Source organism: Streptomyces novaecaesareae (genome assembly GCF_000716875.1).
GTDB classification, from domain to species: domain Bacteria; phylum Actinomycetota; class Actinomycetes; order Streptomycetales; family Streptomycetaceae; genus Kitasatospora; species Kitasatospora novaecaesareae.
Window position 1 is genome coordinate 1 of sequence record NZ_JNWQ01000121.1, and the last position, 15,187, is coordinate 15,187.

Here is a 15,187-nt window from a genome sequence, read left to right on the forward strand (position 1 = left end):
CCGTCGACCGGACCAGCTACAAAGCCACCATCAGCATCGACATCCTGACCACACCAGACCCGTGACAGGAATCCGCAGGCTCTATCTACACGGCGTTGGGACTAGATCCGCACCTCGACGGTGCCGACCGCCTTGTCGTGCAGGCCGCGGTTGTCGCGGTCCCAGACCAGCGGGGGCACCACCAGGCAGAGCAGCAGGGTGCGCAGCAGGACCTGCGGGATGGTCGCGCGGCGGCCGTCCAGGCGGACCACCCGGAGGCCGAACAGCCGCTTACCGACGGTCGTTCCGGTGGTCGACAGCAGCAGGGCCGCGACCAGGAAGAACAGCGGGCTGGTCCACAGGTTGGCCTCGGCCTGGTCACCGCGGGCGATCAGGCCGTAGCAGATCAGCGCAACCAGCCAGCCGTCCACGAACAGGGCGCCGATCCGGCGGCCGGGGCCGGCGATCGAGCCGGGGCCCTCCTTGGGCAGGCCGAGGCGCTCGCCGCGATGGCCGAAGTCGGCGCCCATCTTCTCGGCGGCCGCCCTGGGGCCGTCGATCCACGATCCCAACGCTTCTCTGGTGTCCACGAATCCACACTAACCGGGCTGACGGCCCGCGCCGCCACCGGCTCCCCCTCCCGGCGGGGCGGCGTGGGGGGCGTCGTCCCCGACCGGGTGAATCCCTGCGCCGGGGCGTTCCCGACGCCTCTTCCAGTGGTCCAGACCACTTCCGGAAGGCCGCGCAGGCGGGCGGGGCGATTTGCCCTGTCCCGTACGTCTTTGCCGCCCGTCCGGGTGCCGTGGTTAACATCTAGGAAACGAGCGGGTCACCATCCGGAAACGACCCATTCCTAGGGTGAGCCCCATTCGCACCGAGGAGGATGGATGTTCAACAGCGCCGCCGAAGTGAAGCAGTACATCCAGGACAACGACGTGAAGTTCGTCGATGTCCGGTTCTGCGACCTGCCAGGCGTCCTGCAGCACTTCTCCGTACCCGCGGCGACCTTCGATCCGTCCGAGATCCTGATGTTCGACGGCTCGTCGATCCGCGGCTTCCAGGCCATCCACGAGTCCGACATGGCCCTCGTCCCGGACCTCGCCACGGCGCGGCTCGACCCCTTCCGGGCCGAGAAGCACCTCAACATCAACTTCTTCATCCAGGACCCGGTCACCGGCGAGGCCTACAGCCGCGACCCGCGCAACGTCGCCAAGAAGGCGGAGGCCTACCTCGCCTCCTCCGGCATCGCCGACACCGCGTACTTCGGGCCCGAGGCCGAGTTCTACGTCTTCGACTCGGTCCGCTTCGACACCAGCGCCAACGCGTCCTTCTACCACATCGACTCGGAGGCCGGCGCCTGGAACACCGGCGCCGCCGAGGGCGACGCGCGCGGCTACAAGGTCAAGTACAAGGGCGGCTACTTCCCCGTCCCGCCGGTGGACCACTTCGCCGACCTGCGCGCGGAGATGTCGCTGGAACTCGCCAAGGCCGGGCTGGAGGTCGAGCGCCAGCACCACGAGGTCGGCACGGCCGGCCAGGCGGAGATCAACTACAAGTTCAACACCCTGCTGCACGCCGCCGACGACCTGATGCTGTTCAAGTACATCATCAAGAACGTCGCCTGGAGGAACGGCAAGACCGCCACCTTCATGCCGAAGCCGATCTTCGGCGACAACGGCTCGGGCATGCACGTCCACCAGTCGCTGTGGACCGAGGGCTCCCCGCTCTTCTACGACGAGCAGGGCTACGCCGGACTCTCCGACACCGCCCGCTACTACATCGGCGGCCTGCTGCGGCACGCCCCCTCCCTGCTGGCCTTCACCAACCCCTCGGTGAACTCCTACCACCGCCTGGTGCCGGGCTTCGAGGCGCCCGTCAACCTGGTCTACTCGCAGCGCAACCGCTCGGCCGCGATCCGCATCCCGATCACCGGTTCCAACGCCAAGGCCAAGCGCATCGAGTTCCGCGCACCCGACCCGTCCTCCAACCCCTACCTGGCCTTCTCCGCCATGCTGATGGCCGGCCTCGACGGCATCCGCAACAAGATCGAGCCGCTGGAGCCCGTCGACAAGGACCTCTACGAGCTCGCCCCCGAGGAGCACGCCAACGTCCCCCAGGTGCCCTCCTCCCTCCCGGCCGTCCTGGAGGCCCTGGAAGCCGACCACGAGTACCTCCTCGCGGGCAACGTCTTCACCCCGGACCTGATCGAGACCTGGATCGACTTCAAGCGCACCAACGAAATCGCCCCCATCGCCCTCCGCCCCCACCCCCACGAGTTCGAGCTCTACTACGACCTGTAGGAACGGTCGTCGGCCTGCATGGCCTTGTACGTAGCAGGGCCCGGCGCCGGGTGGCGTCGGGCCCTGGTGGGTGTGCGTGCGGGGGGGGTGGGGTGGGGTGGGTCAGCGGGCTCCCCACCTGGTGAAATCCCTGGAGAGCCCGCCCCTATTCACGAAAACCAGCCGACAGCGTCCGTCTCCGCCTCCAGCGCGACGCCATCGACCACGCGCACTCGGCAAGCCCCCCGAGGCCATCACCGACCCCGACGACGGTGACGCCCCGCCGTCTTGTGTAGCCCTCGTCCACTAACGTTGCCGTCAACTACTGCCGTCAGACCGCCCTGAGAGCCGAAAACAGCCCCGCCGAAAAACACCGGCGGGGCTGTTTTGTCACGCACACTTGACTAGTTTGCTGCGCGCATTCATCTCACGAGAAGAGGCAATCCAGACTCATTGGCGACAGATAACCAAGCCCCGACAGCATCCCTTAAAGATTTTCCCTTTCGGCAAGCAGAGCCCGAAGGCGCCTAACTTCATCCACAAGGCGCGGGACAGCCTCTCGCGCCATTGCAATGAAGGCCGCATTCTCATCCCAACGCTCATCGCCAGAATCAACATAGCGCGGATGCTGAACCAGCGTCGCAGCAACTATGTCTCGGTGATCAAAGTTCGGCCACCTCTCCGCCCGACCAGTATCGGGAACGGTGCTAACTGCCACAAGATTCATGGCAAAGTCATCATCCAGTGTCCTGACGAACCAGGGGGCCGGAGTGGCTGCAGAGCACAGCTCCTCGATCTCATCAAGCTCATCTTCACGCATCAAGCCGCCTTTTACCAGCAGTCTCGTTCGCCGGGGGCAGTCCGCAATTGTCGAGCGGACTGCCCCCATCCATGGCCAACTAGTATCGCTCGCTCGAATATCCGAGCCTGTCCATGTTCTTATAGAATCTCTTGTCGTTTGTGATAATCGACAATCCGTCCTGTATTGCCGAATGCAAGACTGAAGCGTCGTCGCCGGCAATCATCGGCCTGAAGGACTTGCCCTTCCACATGGCCTTGAGGCGGCCCTGCAGAGAAGCAACGCCTTCACTAGTGGATTCGGGCCCCATGCGGCCTCCACGTGCCGATAGCCAGCTACTAATAGCTCCTGTCGAGTGTCCGCCTTCGAGGAGTTCGCGATGCGCTTGCGGCGAAAGCACTGGCGTGCGCCCCGCCAAAGCGGCATCTACTTCGGCAGTCTTTTCCCCGGATAGAGCATCAATTACAGGATTCGTGTCAACTGCCACCTCGCCGCAATTGTGAACGAGGATCGGCGTGGTCCCCGCCAGCACATAGTACGTGTGCTGCGCGGCCCCTCTCTACCTGCGTTTTCGCAGGTCAAGCCGTATTTAATGGTTCCGCTGGGGTGCGGGTTCGGCCGGGGTTGTTCGTGCTTGTTGCCGTCACCACTGCCGTCAAGGGTCTAGACCAATCTGGTGGGCCGCGGGCTCTCGGTCGCCGGGGTGCCCTCGGGCTGGCTCGTGCGTCGGCCAGTATCGCAGTGCGGGGCCGGGAGGGGCGGGGGTCTGTCGACGGCGAGGCTCCGGGAGCTTCGCTCCCCGCCGGAGGCGAACGCCAGCCACCCACCGATGGTCAGCTCGGCGACGGGCCTTGGTGGTCGGGCCCCTGGCCGACCATCTCGAACGGCCGGCCGTAGGACGGTCATGGGCGACAACTTGCTCCGCGTCGCGGGCAAGGAGTCCATAGCCCACAACTTGCTCCGACTGGCCGGGGCTCGGGGTAAGCAGTGCTTACCCCACAACTTGCTCCCACTGGCTCCCACTGGGCACCAGTCGAGCCCCGCTCACGATCCGACAGACCGCTGACCGCTGACCGCCGACACCCGCGCGGGCACCGGGGCCGGTCCGGCTCTGGGTCGGTCGGCCACGTCGGGCCACCTCCTTCGGGCGGGGCACCGCCTTGAACCTCGTAGAGAAAATCTGGACGCACAGCTCCAGCCCTGGCCGTCCAGCGGCCGACGGGTCAGCAACCTCGCTCGGTGCCGCCCGCTTCCAGGGCTTCGACGCGGGCACGCAGAGCGGTGAGCTGATCAAGCGTCTCGGCCAGTGCCAGCTCCAGCGCCTCGACGCGAGCCGCCGTCCCGCCGACGGGCGTGTTCCCCGCCTCCCCGTCACCTGAGCCACCGTCGGCCTCCGGCTGGGCGACGAAGGCTCCCTTGCCGGGGCGGGAGATCGCGTAGCCGTCCTGCTTCAGCAGGGCCATGGCCTTCTGCACGGACAGGCTCGAGGCCCCGTACTCCGCCATCAACACGGCCTGCGTCGGCAGCGCGTCCCCAGGCTTCAGCCCGCCGGAGCGGATCCGCTCCCGCAGGGCCTCGGCGATGACCTCGAACGTCAGCAACACCGTGCCGCCCGCCGGTCTACGTCCCCGCCGCCCCACCGTCACCGCAGGTCACCCCGCTTTCTCTGCGCCTCTACCACCGAAATCCGGCCCGTCCAAAACGGAAGACCGGGGCCACAGTACTCGCGTCCCACCGGCCACCGAAATAGATGAGGAGGGATGCACTTGAATGCACGCTTGGAGCGATGCTACCTTCACGCACCGCTGGTGAACACCACCGCTGACCAGGCCAGACGTCCCCGGCCCACCATCCGCGCCCGCCGTCACGCGCACCGTGCCCACGTGCGCCGATCACCCGGGTCGCCCCTCAATCGCCTCTCCTCTTCTCCCGACTCCTGCCGGAGGTCTGTCCCCATGCCCGCTCAGCTCCAACTCTCCACGCCTGCGACCACCTCCACTCCCGCCAGCACGGCGTTCGCCGCACCGGCGCTCACCACCAGCGCCGACACGTCCGCGAACAGGAACTCGGCGCTGGAACGCCGGGCGCGGCTGACCGCCAGGCTCGCAAAGCTCGCCGCCACCGGATACCTCGCACCCCTGGCCCGGCAGATCGGCTCCCTGGGCGGCTGCGCCCGCCCGATCCGCATGACCGGCCACCGCACCCGCCTGGACACCGCCACCGGCCAGATCCTCGACCACCTCGACACCCGCCACCTGCCCGCCGGCGAACTCCTGCTGCGCTGCGGCAACCGCCGCACCACCCGCTGCCCCGCCTGCTCCACCCTCTACCGCTACGACACCTACCAGCTCATCGCCGCCGGACTACGCGGCGGCAAGACCATCCCCACCAGCGTCGCCACCCACCCCCGCGTCTTCGCCACCCTCACCGCACCCGGCTTCGGCCCCGTCCACAACCAACCCGGCACCACCCCCTGCACCTGCGGCACCCGGCACGCCGACGGCGACCCGCTCCTCGGCACCCCGCTGAACCCGCAGCGGTACGACTACACCGGCGCGGTGCTGTGGAACGCCCACGCGCCTGCCCTGTGGGCCCGCTTCACCACCCACCTGCGCCGCGAGATCGCCAAGGCCGCCGGACTGACCCAGCGCACCCTGCGCCACCACGCCACGCTCTCCTACGCCAAGGTCGCCGAATACCAAAAGCGCGGCCAGATTCACTTCCACACCGTCATCCGCATCGACGGACCCACCAGCCCCGCCAGCACCCCGCCTGCCTGGGCCACCACCGAACTCCTCGACCACGCCATCCGCGCAGCCGCGAACCGCACCCGCGTCCAGCACCAACGCCCCTCCCGGGCTGGGGAGGCCGACCCGGCACAGTCGGCAGAGCCCATGGTGTTTCGCCTCGGGCGGCAGATCGACGTCCGCGCGATCCGCAGTACCGACTTCACCGGCGACGCCCCCGTCACCGACCGCCACGTCGCCGCCTACATCGCCAAGTACGCCACCAAGGGCGCCGAGACCACCACCGGCACCCTCGACCGCCGACTCCGCTTCCTCGCCGAACTCGCCCAGCACGACCTCACCGACCACGCCCGCCGCATGATCCACACCGCCTGGCACCTCGGCACCAAGCCCCAGCACACCCACCTGCGCCTGCGCCAGTGGGCCCACATGCTCGGATTCCGAGGCCACTTCTCCACCCGCACCCGCCACTACTCCACCACCCTCACCCACCTCCGAGCAGAACGCACCGCCTGGCGCACCCACCAACCCGAAACCGCTGCCCCGACGCCGACCGACCCGGCAATGGTCGAACGGCACGCCGGACTTCCGATCGGCGGGGGCCGGTCGGTCACTGACCGGCACGGTGACCGCGATGACCTGATCGCCGGTCACACCGACCCCGGCCCCGGTCACCGCGCGGGTCACCGCGAGAAGCACGGGCGGCGCGGCGGCGCGAACACGACGCTAGTGATCTCGCGCTGGCAGTACGCCGGAACCGGTCTCCTGCCCGAACTCGCCCACCTCGCCGACCTCCTGGCCACCCCACCGCGCCCCCGGCCCGAGCGGCCGAGCCGCCCCAGGCACGCACAGCGCTCCAGCGACCGGGCCGGTCACTCCACCGCCCCGCTGACCACCCCCGTCCAGACGGGGGCGATCGCATGACCGCCGACAGCGAACTCCTCACCGTCCCCGAGGTTATGGCCCGGCTCAAGGTCAGCCGCTCCACCGTCTACGACCTCATCCGCACCCGGCAGCTCGCCTCCATCACCATCGGCCGCTCCCGACGCATCCCCACCCACGCCCTGACCGCCCTCGTCCACCACCACCTCGAAGAGGCATCCTGATGACCGCCCCCGACACCAACCCCACCCCCGGCTCGCGCAGGGTCCGGGCCAACGGAGACGGCACCGTCTACCAGCGCAAGGACGGCCGCTGGGAAGCCGCCGGCTACGTCCTGGCCGTCGGCGACACCCGCAAGCGCGTCCGCGTCTACGGCACCACCCGCAAGGACGCACTCGCCAAGCTCACCGAGAAGATCGCCACCAGCAACCGCGGAGTCCCCACCGCGTCCGCGCAGGGCGGCGTCGCCGCGTTCCTCACCTACTGGCTGGAGACCGTCGCCGTCCACCGCCTCCGCGAGAACACCCACACCCGGTACACCGCCGTCGTCCGCCTCTACCTCATCCCCGGTCTCGGCAAGAAGAAGCTCGCCAAGCTCACCGCCAAGGACGTCCGCACCTGGCTCGACCAGCTCCGCACCACCTGCCAGTGCTGCGCACGCGGCCTCGACACGGCCCGCGACCAGCCACAGTGCTGCGCCATCGGAAAGTGCTGCGGCAAGCGACTGTCCCCGCTGACGTTGGCCTACGTCCACTCCGTCCTCAAGTCCGCACTGGAACACGCCGTCCGCGAAGAGGAGATCCCCCGCAACGTCGCCCGCAACGTCCGCATGGGCACACCCCGACCCCGCCGCTTCGAACCCCTCAACGCCCAGGAAGCCCGCGCGTTCCTCGCCGCCACCCACGGTCACCGGCTGCACGCACTGTTCGAACTCGCTCTTCGCACCGGGCTCCGGAAGGGCGAACTCCTCGGCCTGCGCTGGGAAGACCTCGACCTGACCGGCGGAACCGCCAGCATCCGCCGCACCCTCCAGCGCACCAACACCGCTGGCCTGACCGCCCTCCCAACGAAGACTCAGAGCTCCGAGCGGCGGATCGCCCTGGCGACGCCGTGCGTGCACTCACTCGAACAGCACCGCGATCGGCAGCACCAGGAGCGCGAATTGGCGGGTGAGGGCTGGAAGCACAGCGGCTACGTCTTCACCCGGCCCAACGGCTCCCCGATCGAGGGAGCCACCCTCACCCGGCACTTCAACGCTCTGCTCCGCCGGGCCAGGCTCCGCCACATCCGCTTCCATGATCTCCGCCATTCGGCGGCCACCCTCCTCCTGGAACAGGGCGTCGAACTCGTCGTGATCAAGGAACTGTTGGGCCATGCCCACATCGGGGTGACCGCGACGGTGTACGCGCACGTCCGACTCCGCCTCCAGCACCAAGCCATCGACACCCTCAGCAACGTCCTGCGCCACACCGCAGAAGACACGCCTCGGCCCGACGACGGCGACGATCCGCCACTTTGTGCAGCACCCGTCCACTGACGTTGCCGTCAACCGTTGCCGTCAAAGCACTGAAGGCGCCCCGCCGGAAGCAATTCCAGAGGGGCGCCTTCGTACTAAATCGACAATCAGGACGACCTTGCAGCCGCCCATATTCGGATCTGCGGACTCGCGGTTCTAGCGAATCGACAGCTCAAGCTCGCCACCGATCGAATTCGCAGAGACGAGATGCCCAATGAATTCGATATCGACTCCCATGAGAGCTCCAATTTCATCGATCAATGAAGTCACCGAGAGAACTTCCAGGCCATGCTCTGGAATATTCAATTCGATCGATCGTTGAGCATGTTCATCCCTGGGCCAAAGGTAATCCGGAATTTCCGAGTCGGGCCGCTTCTCAACCAGTAGCGACCAGTCCGTCCAAACCTTGAAGACTACTGACGCGCTATCGACGAGAACGATCTGAAGGGCCTTGACCATCCCTTCGGAATCAACGATTTCGAAGACCTCGCGAGCCTTGATGCCCCTTAGAACCTCGGGATCCACTCCCTCAGGTCGAGCCACTCCGCCGCTCCTCGTCTCTAGCTGTACCGATCGCTTCACCCTGGCACGTCTTCCCTAGCAATTGCATTGCTGCGGGGTTGCGCGGTCCCACCAACCATTCCCGCGCGTGCCCAGCGGGAACATTGTGACGAACGTACCGTCTCCCTTAGTGACCAACAGGTCGTCATCCTTGCGATAGAACCAGTAATCACTTGCACCGCCACTCCCAGGATTCCATTCGCCACGCCGAACCTCATCGTGCGAACCCCGAACCTCATAGACTCGGTCCTTGTACCATTGGCGAGCGGCAGGGTCGCCGGGGTTCAGCCCATAGTCCTTAGAATGGTCGCCCCAGTGACTGCCAAACTGCTTTCCATCCACTCCCGACAACTCAGGGCCGCAATTACTATTGTGAACCAGGACCGGCGTGTTGCCAGCGAGTACATAGTACGTGTGCCGGTTGCTGATTGTCAGGTTGTACATGTCTTGCGATCCGGAGACCGCGCGAAGACCCGCAACCTCCAGCGAGTTCCCGGACGACGTTCCGAGGCGGTGGCCGATCTGGAGCTTGCCAGCAGCGGTCCAGCGCTTAGTCGTGTCGTCCCAGATGGGGTGGTTCGCCGTGGTGTGTACGGTTTCCTTTTTGCCCGTTTCGGGCGAAACAACAAAGAGATCAAGAAGATCCTCATCGCTGTGGATCCAGGTGGCGTCGACCTTCTCTGGGCCTTGACTCGTCACATCGTTCTGGTCTGCCGACAGAACATCATCACCCACGACAACATCGGCTATGTGCTTTGTGCTGCCGTCCGACATGAGAACTGGAGTTGAAGCAGCGAAACTGCAAGCCCCAAAACGGCCGGCGGTCCCGGCTTCCAGCGTTTCCGCCCGAGAAGCGGTGGAGATCTCAGAAAGCTCGGCGGCTTCGCCGAGCTCGCCGATCCCCCCGCTCGCTATGATCCCAAACCCGATACCGCTTTTCTTGCCATTCTTGAAGCTCTTCGAGTTGGTGTTTGCGTGATTCTTCACCGTCGAATGGAGATTTTTGGATACCGGGTTGATGATCGGATCAGCAAATCCCAATGTCCCAACGTCCAGTAGGCCAAGCCCCTGCTCTACAACCCCTTCCCCAAACCCCCAGAGATTGTCAGAGATTGTGCCATCTTCTTCTTTGGGTCCTGGATGCTCGGTGGGGCAGATTCCGTCGGGGCAGCTGTAGCCGATGCCCTGTATAGGCCGCTTGTCGCAGTACGGGCCGTCACAGCTAGACGGGTGAAGCTCGCAGCTGACACCCGGGGCACAGGGCGCCAGTCCCGTGGGGTCGCTGAGGTTGATGGGGTTGTTGTCGCTGTACGCGTAGCCGTTGATCTGCTGGGAGTCAGCGATGTCGAGAACCGGGTCGACGGAGATGAAGCGGCCGTTGGCCGGGTCGTATTCGCGGGCTCCGAGGTGGGTGAGGCTGGTGGTGGAGTCGTTAGTGCCGCCGACGAAGCCGCGTTCGGTGGGCCAGGCGGCGGGTTTCTTGCCGCGGGGTGCGCCGAAGGGGGTTGTGTCGCCTCGGGTGTAGTCGAGGTTGTCGGCGCTGATGGTGAGTTGGGCGGTCCCCTGCTGGTCGTTGATCAGGTAGTTGAGGCTGCCGTCGTCGGACTTGACGATGGTGGCGTTGGCGACAGTGATGTAGCGGGTGGCGGTGACCTTGTTGGCGGTCTTGTCGAGCTTGAGTTCCTGCCCGTCCAGGTAGAGGGTCACCGAGTCGGGCTCGCGGCGCAGGAGGCGGCTGCCGTTGGCGTCGTAGAGGAAGGTCGTGCTCTTGCCCGCGATGGTGGATTTGGCGAGGTGGCCCTCGGTGTCCCATTCGAGGGACTGGTCACCATCGGCGGTCACGCGGCGGACGGTGTTGCCCGACTCGTCGTAGGTGAAGGTGTCGGTCCGGGCTCCGGTGCCGGTGATGTCGACGCGGGAGAGGGCGTGGGGTCGGGTACCTCCTGGGGCGGGGTAGGTGGAGGTGCGCTGGGTCTGGTCGCTCTGCTGGTTCTCCGTGGTCTGGGTGAGTTGTGCCCAGGGGAGCCAGCTGCCCGTGGTGAAGGACCGCTTGGTGTAGTTGAGGGCTCCGCCGGCGGCCGTGATGAGCTTGAGGTCGCCGGATGAGCTGACGACTGCTGCGGACAGCGGCTGGTTCAGCTGGCCGACGACCTGGCTGACGTTGCCCCACTTCTGCCAGCTGGCATCAGGCTTGCGGACGGTGTGCCAGATGCTTCCGTCGGCGATGGTTGCGACTTCGAGGCCGGCACCGGTGGCGGTCGCCGTGAGGTTGGTGGGCGAGCTGAGATCGCCGGTGACGCTGTAGACGTCACCCCACTTCTGCCAACTGCTGTCGGGGTAGCGGATGGTGTGCCAGAGCTTGTCACCCGCGATGACGATGACCTCAAGGCCGGTGACGGTGGCCGCGCTGGTGACGCGGGTGGCGCCGGTGAGGCTGCCGGTCTCGCCGTAGACGTTGCCCCACGTTCCCCAGTCGCCGTTGGGCTTGCGCAGGGTGTGCTTGAGCAGGCCGTCGGAGAAGGTGAGGACCTCCAGCCCGGAGGCGGTGGCGGACAGGGACAGCTGGTTGGGGTTGGAGATCGGGCCGACGACGCCGGTGACGTCGCCCCAGGGCTGCCAGGAGCCGTCGGGCTTGCGCAGGGTGTGCCAGACCCTGCCGCCGGCGATGGCCATGATCTGGAGGGTGTTGTCGGCCCAAACTGCTGCGACGTGCTCGACCGGAGCGCCGAGCGGGCCCGCCTGGGTCGTGGTGTGCAGGTTCTCGTAGTTGCGCCAGGTTCCGTTGGTGCGCTGTTGAGCCAGGTAGACCTGGCCGTCGGAGATCGCGACGGAGGCGGTCTGACCGTCACCGGCGATGGCGACGGAGCTCACCTTGGTGGTGTCCATCAGCGGGCCGGGAGCGGCGCCGCTGATGCGGTTGGTCGCCTGGGTGCGGTTGCCGGCCGCGTCGTAGGTGTAGCTGGTCCAGTACGGGTCGACTCCGCCGACATAGGGGCCGTTGGCCGAGGTCGGCGCCGCCACACAGTCGTCGGTTGACGACCAGGCGTTGGTCAGGCGCTGCGCGAAGTCGTAGGTGTAGCACTGGGTGTCCGTGACGGCGGCGTTGTCGCGGTCGTCTCGGACACGGGTGATGCTGCCGATCGGGTTGTAGGTGTAGGTCTTCTTGTCCAGTGACTTCGGTTCGCCTCTGTCCCGGTCGGTCCGGACAAGTGCGAGGCGCTGGGTGGCGTTCTCGTAGTCGTAACTCTGAATGGCGCGGGAGCCGAAGGGGCCAACGGTGCTCTGCGTGAGCTGGCCGTACGCGCTGTACAGGTTGCCCTGGGAATAGACCTGGTTGCTTCCGTCAGTGACGGTGGTGGGTAGGCCCAGCAGGGTGTAGTCGCGGTGGATGCTCTCCTGTGAGAGTCGGCCTCCGGCTGGGTAGGTCGTCGTGTCGGCCAGGCCGGTGTTCGGGGTGTAGGTCTGGGAGGTGGTGTAGGTGTTCGCGAGGAGCCCCTCGCTGTCCGGGATGGTGACGGTGGATCCGGTGGGTCGAGCCGCGCCGTCGTATCCCGTGACGGCGGTCGTGTAGGCCTTGCCGTTCTCGTAGCGCGTGCTGCTGGTGGCCAGACCGTTGCTGCCGGGCAGGGTGTCATAGGCCCAGTCGGCGAGCTTCGTCCCGGTGATGGAGCCATCGAACATCGCCGTCTTGCGACCGAGGACGTCGTAGGCGTACGCGAGCGTCCGGCCCCGGGCGTCGGTGACGGTGGCGAGCGTGCCGTCGGTGTTGTAGGTGCTGGTGGTGGTGCCCTTGTCCGGGTCGACGGCCTTGGTCTGGCGACCGAGCAGGTCGTACTCCCAGGTCCAGGCGTTGCCCGCGGCATCGGTGAGACGGGTGAGCTTGCCGGCTGGGTTGTAGGTGTACTTCAGGGCCTCGTACGAAGTCGCGGGCGCGTCGAAGTCCGGGCTACCGCTCTTGTAGTGCCGCACCTCGGACGTTCGGCCATGGGCATCGGTGACGGTGAGTGTGGGTGTGCCGCCACCTGGCGGGGTCGTGGCAACCCAGTTCACGCCGTAGCGCGTGGTGGAACGCCACTGCTCCGCGTTCAGGGACTTGAAGATGCTGGCGGTGGGCCGGCCGAGGCCGTCGAACTCGGTCTCCGTCTGGGACGGGACCTTGTTGTCCAGGCCGATCCACAGCGCCGCCTCTGGGGCACCGGCGGCGTGGTACGCCGCGTTGGCGCGGTAGACCCGGCCGTGGCTGTCGTAGAAGCTGTCGGTGATGTTGCGGCCGCCGTCGACGTCGTACGCCTGGTCCTGGGTCTGGCGCGGGCGCAGGAGGCCGTCGAACAGGGAGATGCTGGTGCGGTAGTCGCCGTTTTCCAGCAGTGTCCTGGTCGTGATGGCGGGCTGCTTGCCGGGTTCGATGCTGTACGTATACGTTGCGTTGGGCGAGGCGCCCTTGTCCCGACCGGGGTTCCACACGGCCGTGGTGCGGCCGAGGGCGTCGTAGTCGACGTAGGTGGTGCGGTTGTTGGCGTCGACGACCTTCACCGGGAGGGCGCGCAGGCCGCCGTAGGTGGTGGTGGTCGTGAACTTCTTGGGATTGGTGGACTGGACAACGGTCGGCTGGGCGCCGCTCGCCGGGGTGTAAGACGTCGTGGTCTCAGCGTTGTTGACGTCCTTGACCGAGGTCACCCGCCCGTACTGGTCGTACGTGGTGGTAGTGGCCGTCAGGTAGTGCGGGGTACCGCCGTCATAGCGGTCCAAGGCTTCGGTCGTGGTGACGTTGTCCTTGCCCGGCTCCGGCGCGGTCCCCAGCGGTCGACCGTCGTAGGACGTCCTGGCCTCGCTGGTGACGGTCGCCGGAGTGGCGTCCGTCGAGCAGAGCGTGCTGCTGGTCTGGACGGACTGCGGGTAGGCGATGAGCCAGTTGACGGTGTCCGGCGTGACGTAAGTGGTGCGGGTGCACTGCTCGTCACCGGAGACGCTGATGTCACCTTCGTCGGAGACAGTCCTGGCCTGACCGTAGTCGTCGAAAGTGCTGCTGGTGCGGACCGTCCGGGCCGTGCTGCCGTCCGGCTGGAACGCCTTGATGGTCACGCTCTCGGTGCGGACCATCCGGGCGGTCACCGGGGGAAGAGCAGCAGCCTCGGGTCGGTTGGGTTCGCCCGGCGGGGTCGCGGTGGGCTTGCCGTCCTTGCTGGGCAGCGCCTTCACCGCCCGGCTCGCGGTGCCACGGACCCAGGGGTTGTTCACCGTGCTGGTGAGGGGCTTGCCGCCGTCCTGGTCGTCCTTGTCAAAATCGATGGTTTCGCGGACGAAGCCAGCGAGCTCATTGCTGTCCTTGACGCCCTGGAGGGGGCTGACGGGCCTCGGCTGCCCGTTGGCGAGGGTGTCGCCGTCCATGCCGCGGAAGTAGACCGTCTCGGTCAGACTCTTTCCGGAGGCACCGACCCGGGTACGGACCCGCTGGTAGCCGCGGAAGTCGTTCCAGGTGCGCTCCTTGTCCGGGGTGAACTCGGAGTTGTCGCGCCGCCAAGCAACACCGTCGAGGTACTCGTAGTTGGTGACCTTGTCAGGCGATCCCGAGCCGGCCACCAGGTCGTGCTCGGTGACCGTGTCCACGAGGTACTTGTGGAACCAGTCGAGGACCGGGTCGACCGCGCCTTCAGGGGTCCACCAGGACGGGTAGCAGCGCCTGGTGTTGCTGTCCGGGGTGGGCAGGGCACCGGCGACGCAGTCGATGCCGGTGTACTTGATGTCGGTGTTGGAACCGGTCTCGGAGGTGATCCGGTTGATCCGGAACCGGTTCAACGGTGAACGGCCCTCGTCGGAGTCGACCCGGTTGGGAAGCGGGTCCCCGTGGCCGAAGGTCACCGGCTGGAGGGTCAGTTGGGAGGCGCCGGGCGTGGCCGTGCGGGTGATGGTCTTCAGCCACAGGGCTCGGCCACCGCTGCTGCCGGTGGCGGGGAAGTCCTGGTCCAGGCTCCAAGCGTCGACGTCCTTGTAGCCGCCGTCGCCCTGTAGGGCCTGCGTGCTGATGCCGGTCAAGCGCTTCTTGGACCAGAAGGTCGGGGCGCCGTTGCGGCAGTCCTGCTCCTTGTCGCAGGACTGGTCGACCGGGGTGTCGTACCAGTTGGCCGCGTTGGCCTTGGTGAAGGAGCAGTCGGCCGCCACACACCGGTCGGCGGTGGAGAAGGAGACCTTGCCGGCCGGAGAAGCGCTGTAGACCTGGCCGGCCCGGTGGCCGTACTCGATATGGTTCAGCGTGACGGCACGGGTGTAGACAGCGTCAGCCTTGGGCGTTCCCGTGGAGGCGCCGATGTTCTTGGCGTAGGCGTTCCGGGCTTTGCCCTATTTCGTAGACACTCGCCTGCTATGCGACTAGTTCCAGGTTAGTGACGCTTCTGGCGTGCTGCCGTTCGTAGTCGACGGGACTGCG

At 66.7% G+C, this 15,187-nt stretch carries 10 protein-coding genes; 4 read left to right on the forward strand and 6 right to left on the reverse strand.

Annotated elements, in window-relative coordinates; all coding sequences use genetic code 11:
• Positions 1–101: 101 nt before the first annotated feature.
• A complete protein-coding gene (locus OP86_RS30310) occupies positions 102–569 on the reverse strand; it encodes an RDD family protein (RefSeq protein ID WP_030055150.1) in 468 nt (155 codons plus the stop codon).
• 297 nt (positions 570–866) lie between these two features.
• On the opposite strand from OP86_RS30310, the gene glnA reads away from it, so the two are divergent.
• The gene (gene glnA / locus OP86_RS30315; RefSeq protein ID WP_030055149.1) at positions 867–2,279 is read left to right on the forward strand and encodes a type I glutamate--ammonia ligase; all 1,413 of its coding nucleotides are present in this window, start codon (positions 867–869) and stop codon (positions 2,277–2,279) included.
• A 466-nt stretch (positions 2,280–2,745) separates the two neighbouring features.
• Here glnA and OP86_RS35335 read toward each other — a convergent pair whose 3' ends face one another.
• The 3 genes from OP86_RS35335 to OP86_RS30325 all read right to left on the reverse strand — a co-directional run bounded on the left by OP86_RS35335 (position 2,746) and on the right by OP86_RS30325 (position 4,661).
• A complete protein-coding gene (locus tag OP86_RS35335) occupies positions 2,746–3,078 on the reverse strand; it encodes a hypothetical protein (protein ID WP_078589568.1) in 333 nt (110 codons plus the stop codon).
• 79 nt (positions 3,079–3,157) lie between these two features.
• Positions 3,158–3,544: a type II toxin-antitoxin system VapC family toxin gene (locus OP86_RS36230; RefSeq protein WP_167344240.1), complete on the reverse strand. Its 387-nt coding sequence runs from the start codon at positions 3,542–3,544 to the stop codon at positions 3,158–3,160.
• 736 nt (positions 3,545–4,280) lie between these two features.
• On the reverse strand, positions 4,281–4,661 hold the full coding sequence (locus OP86_RS30325; protein ID WP_051831012.1) for a winged helix-turn-helix domain-containing protein: 381 nt from the start codon (positions 4,659–4,661) through the stop codon (positions 4,281–4,283).
• A 351-nt stretch (positions 4,662–5,012) separates the two neighbouring features.
• Here OP86_RS30325 and OP86_RS30330 point away from each other — a divergent pair, with 351 nt between their 5' ends.
• From OP86_RS30330 to OP86_RS30340, 3 genes are read left to right on the forward strand one after another with little or no spacing between them, the layout of a single operon-like run.
• Positions 5,013–6,728 carry a replication initiator gene (locus OP86_RS30330; RefSeq protein WP_030261025.1) on the forward strand — a complete coding sequence of 572 codons (1,716 nt, stop codon included), beginning with the start codon at positions 5,013–5,015 and terminating at the stop codon, positions 6,726–6,728.
• Positions 6,725–6,910 carry a helix-turn-helix domain-containing protein gene (locus tag OP86_RS30335; protein ID WP_030062402.1) on the forward strand — a complete coding sequence of 62 codons (186 nt, stop codon included), beginning with the start codon at positions 6,725–6,727 and terminating at the stop codon, positions 6,908–6,910. The genes OP86_RS30330 and OP86_RS30335 overlap by 4 nt, the downstream gene beginning before the upstream one ends.
• The gene (locus OP86_RS30340; RefSeq protein WP_030062403.1) at positions 6,910–8,223 is read left to right on the forward strand and encodes a tyrosine-type recombinase/integrase; all 1,314 of its coding nucleotides are present in this window, start codon (positions 6,910–6,912) and stop codon (positions 8,221–8,223) included. The genes OP86_RS30335 and OP86_RS30340 overlap by 1 nt, the downstream gene beginning before the upstream one ends.
• Positions 8,224–8,358: 135 nt before the next feature.
• On the opposite strand, the gene OP86_RS30345 is transcribed toward OP86_RS30340, so the two are convergent.
• Positions 8,359–8,745, reverse strand: coding sequence for a hypothetical protein (locus OP86_RS30345; RefSeq protein ID WP_157849880.1), 387 nt, complete (start codon positions 8,743–8,745; stop codon positions 8,359–8,361).
• A 54-nt stretch (positions 8,746–8,799) separates the two neighbouring features.
• Positions 8,800–14,922, reverse strand: a complete 6,123-nt coding sequence (locus OP86_RS38930) for an RHS repeat-associated core domain-containing protein (RefSeq protein WP_051831014.1) — start codon at positions 14,920–14,922, stop codon at positions 8,800–8,802.
• Between the last annotated feature and the right edge of the window lie 265 nt (positions 14,923–15,187).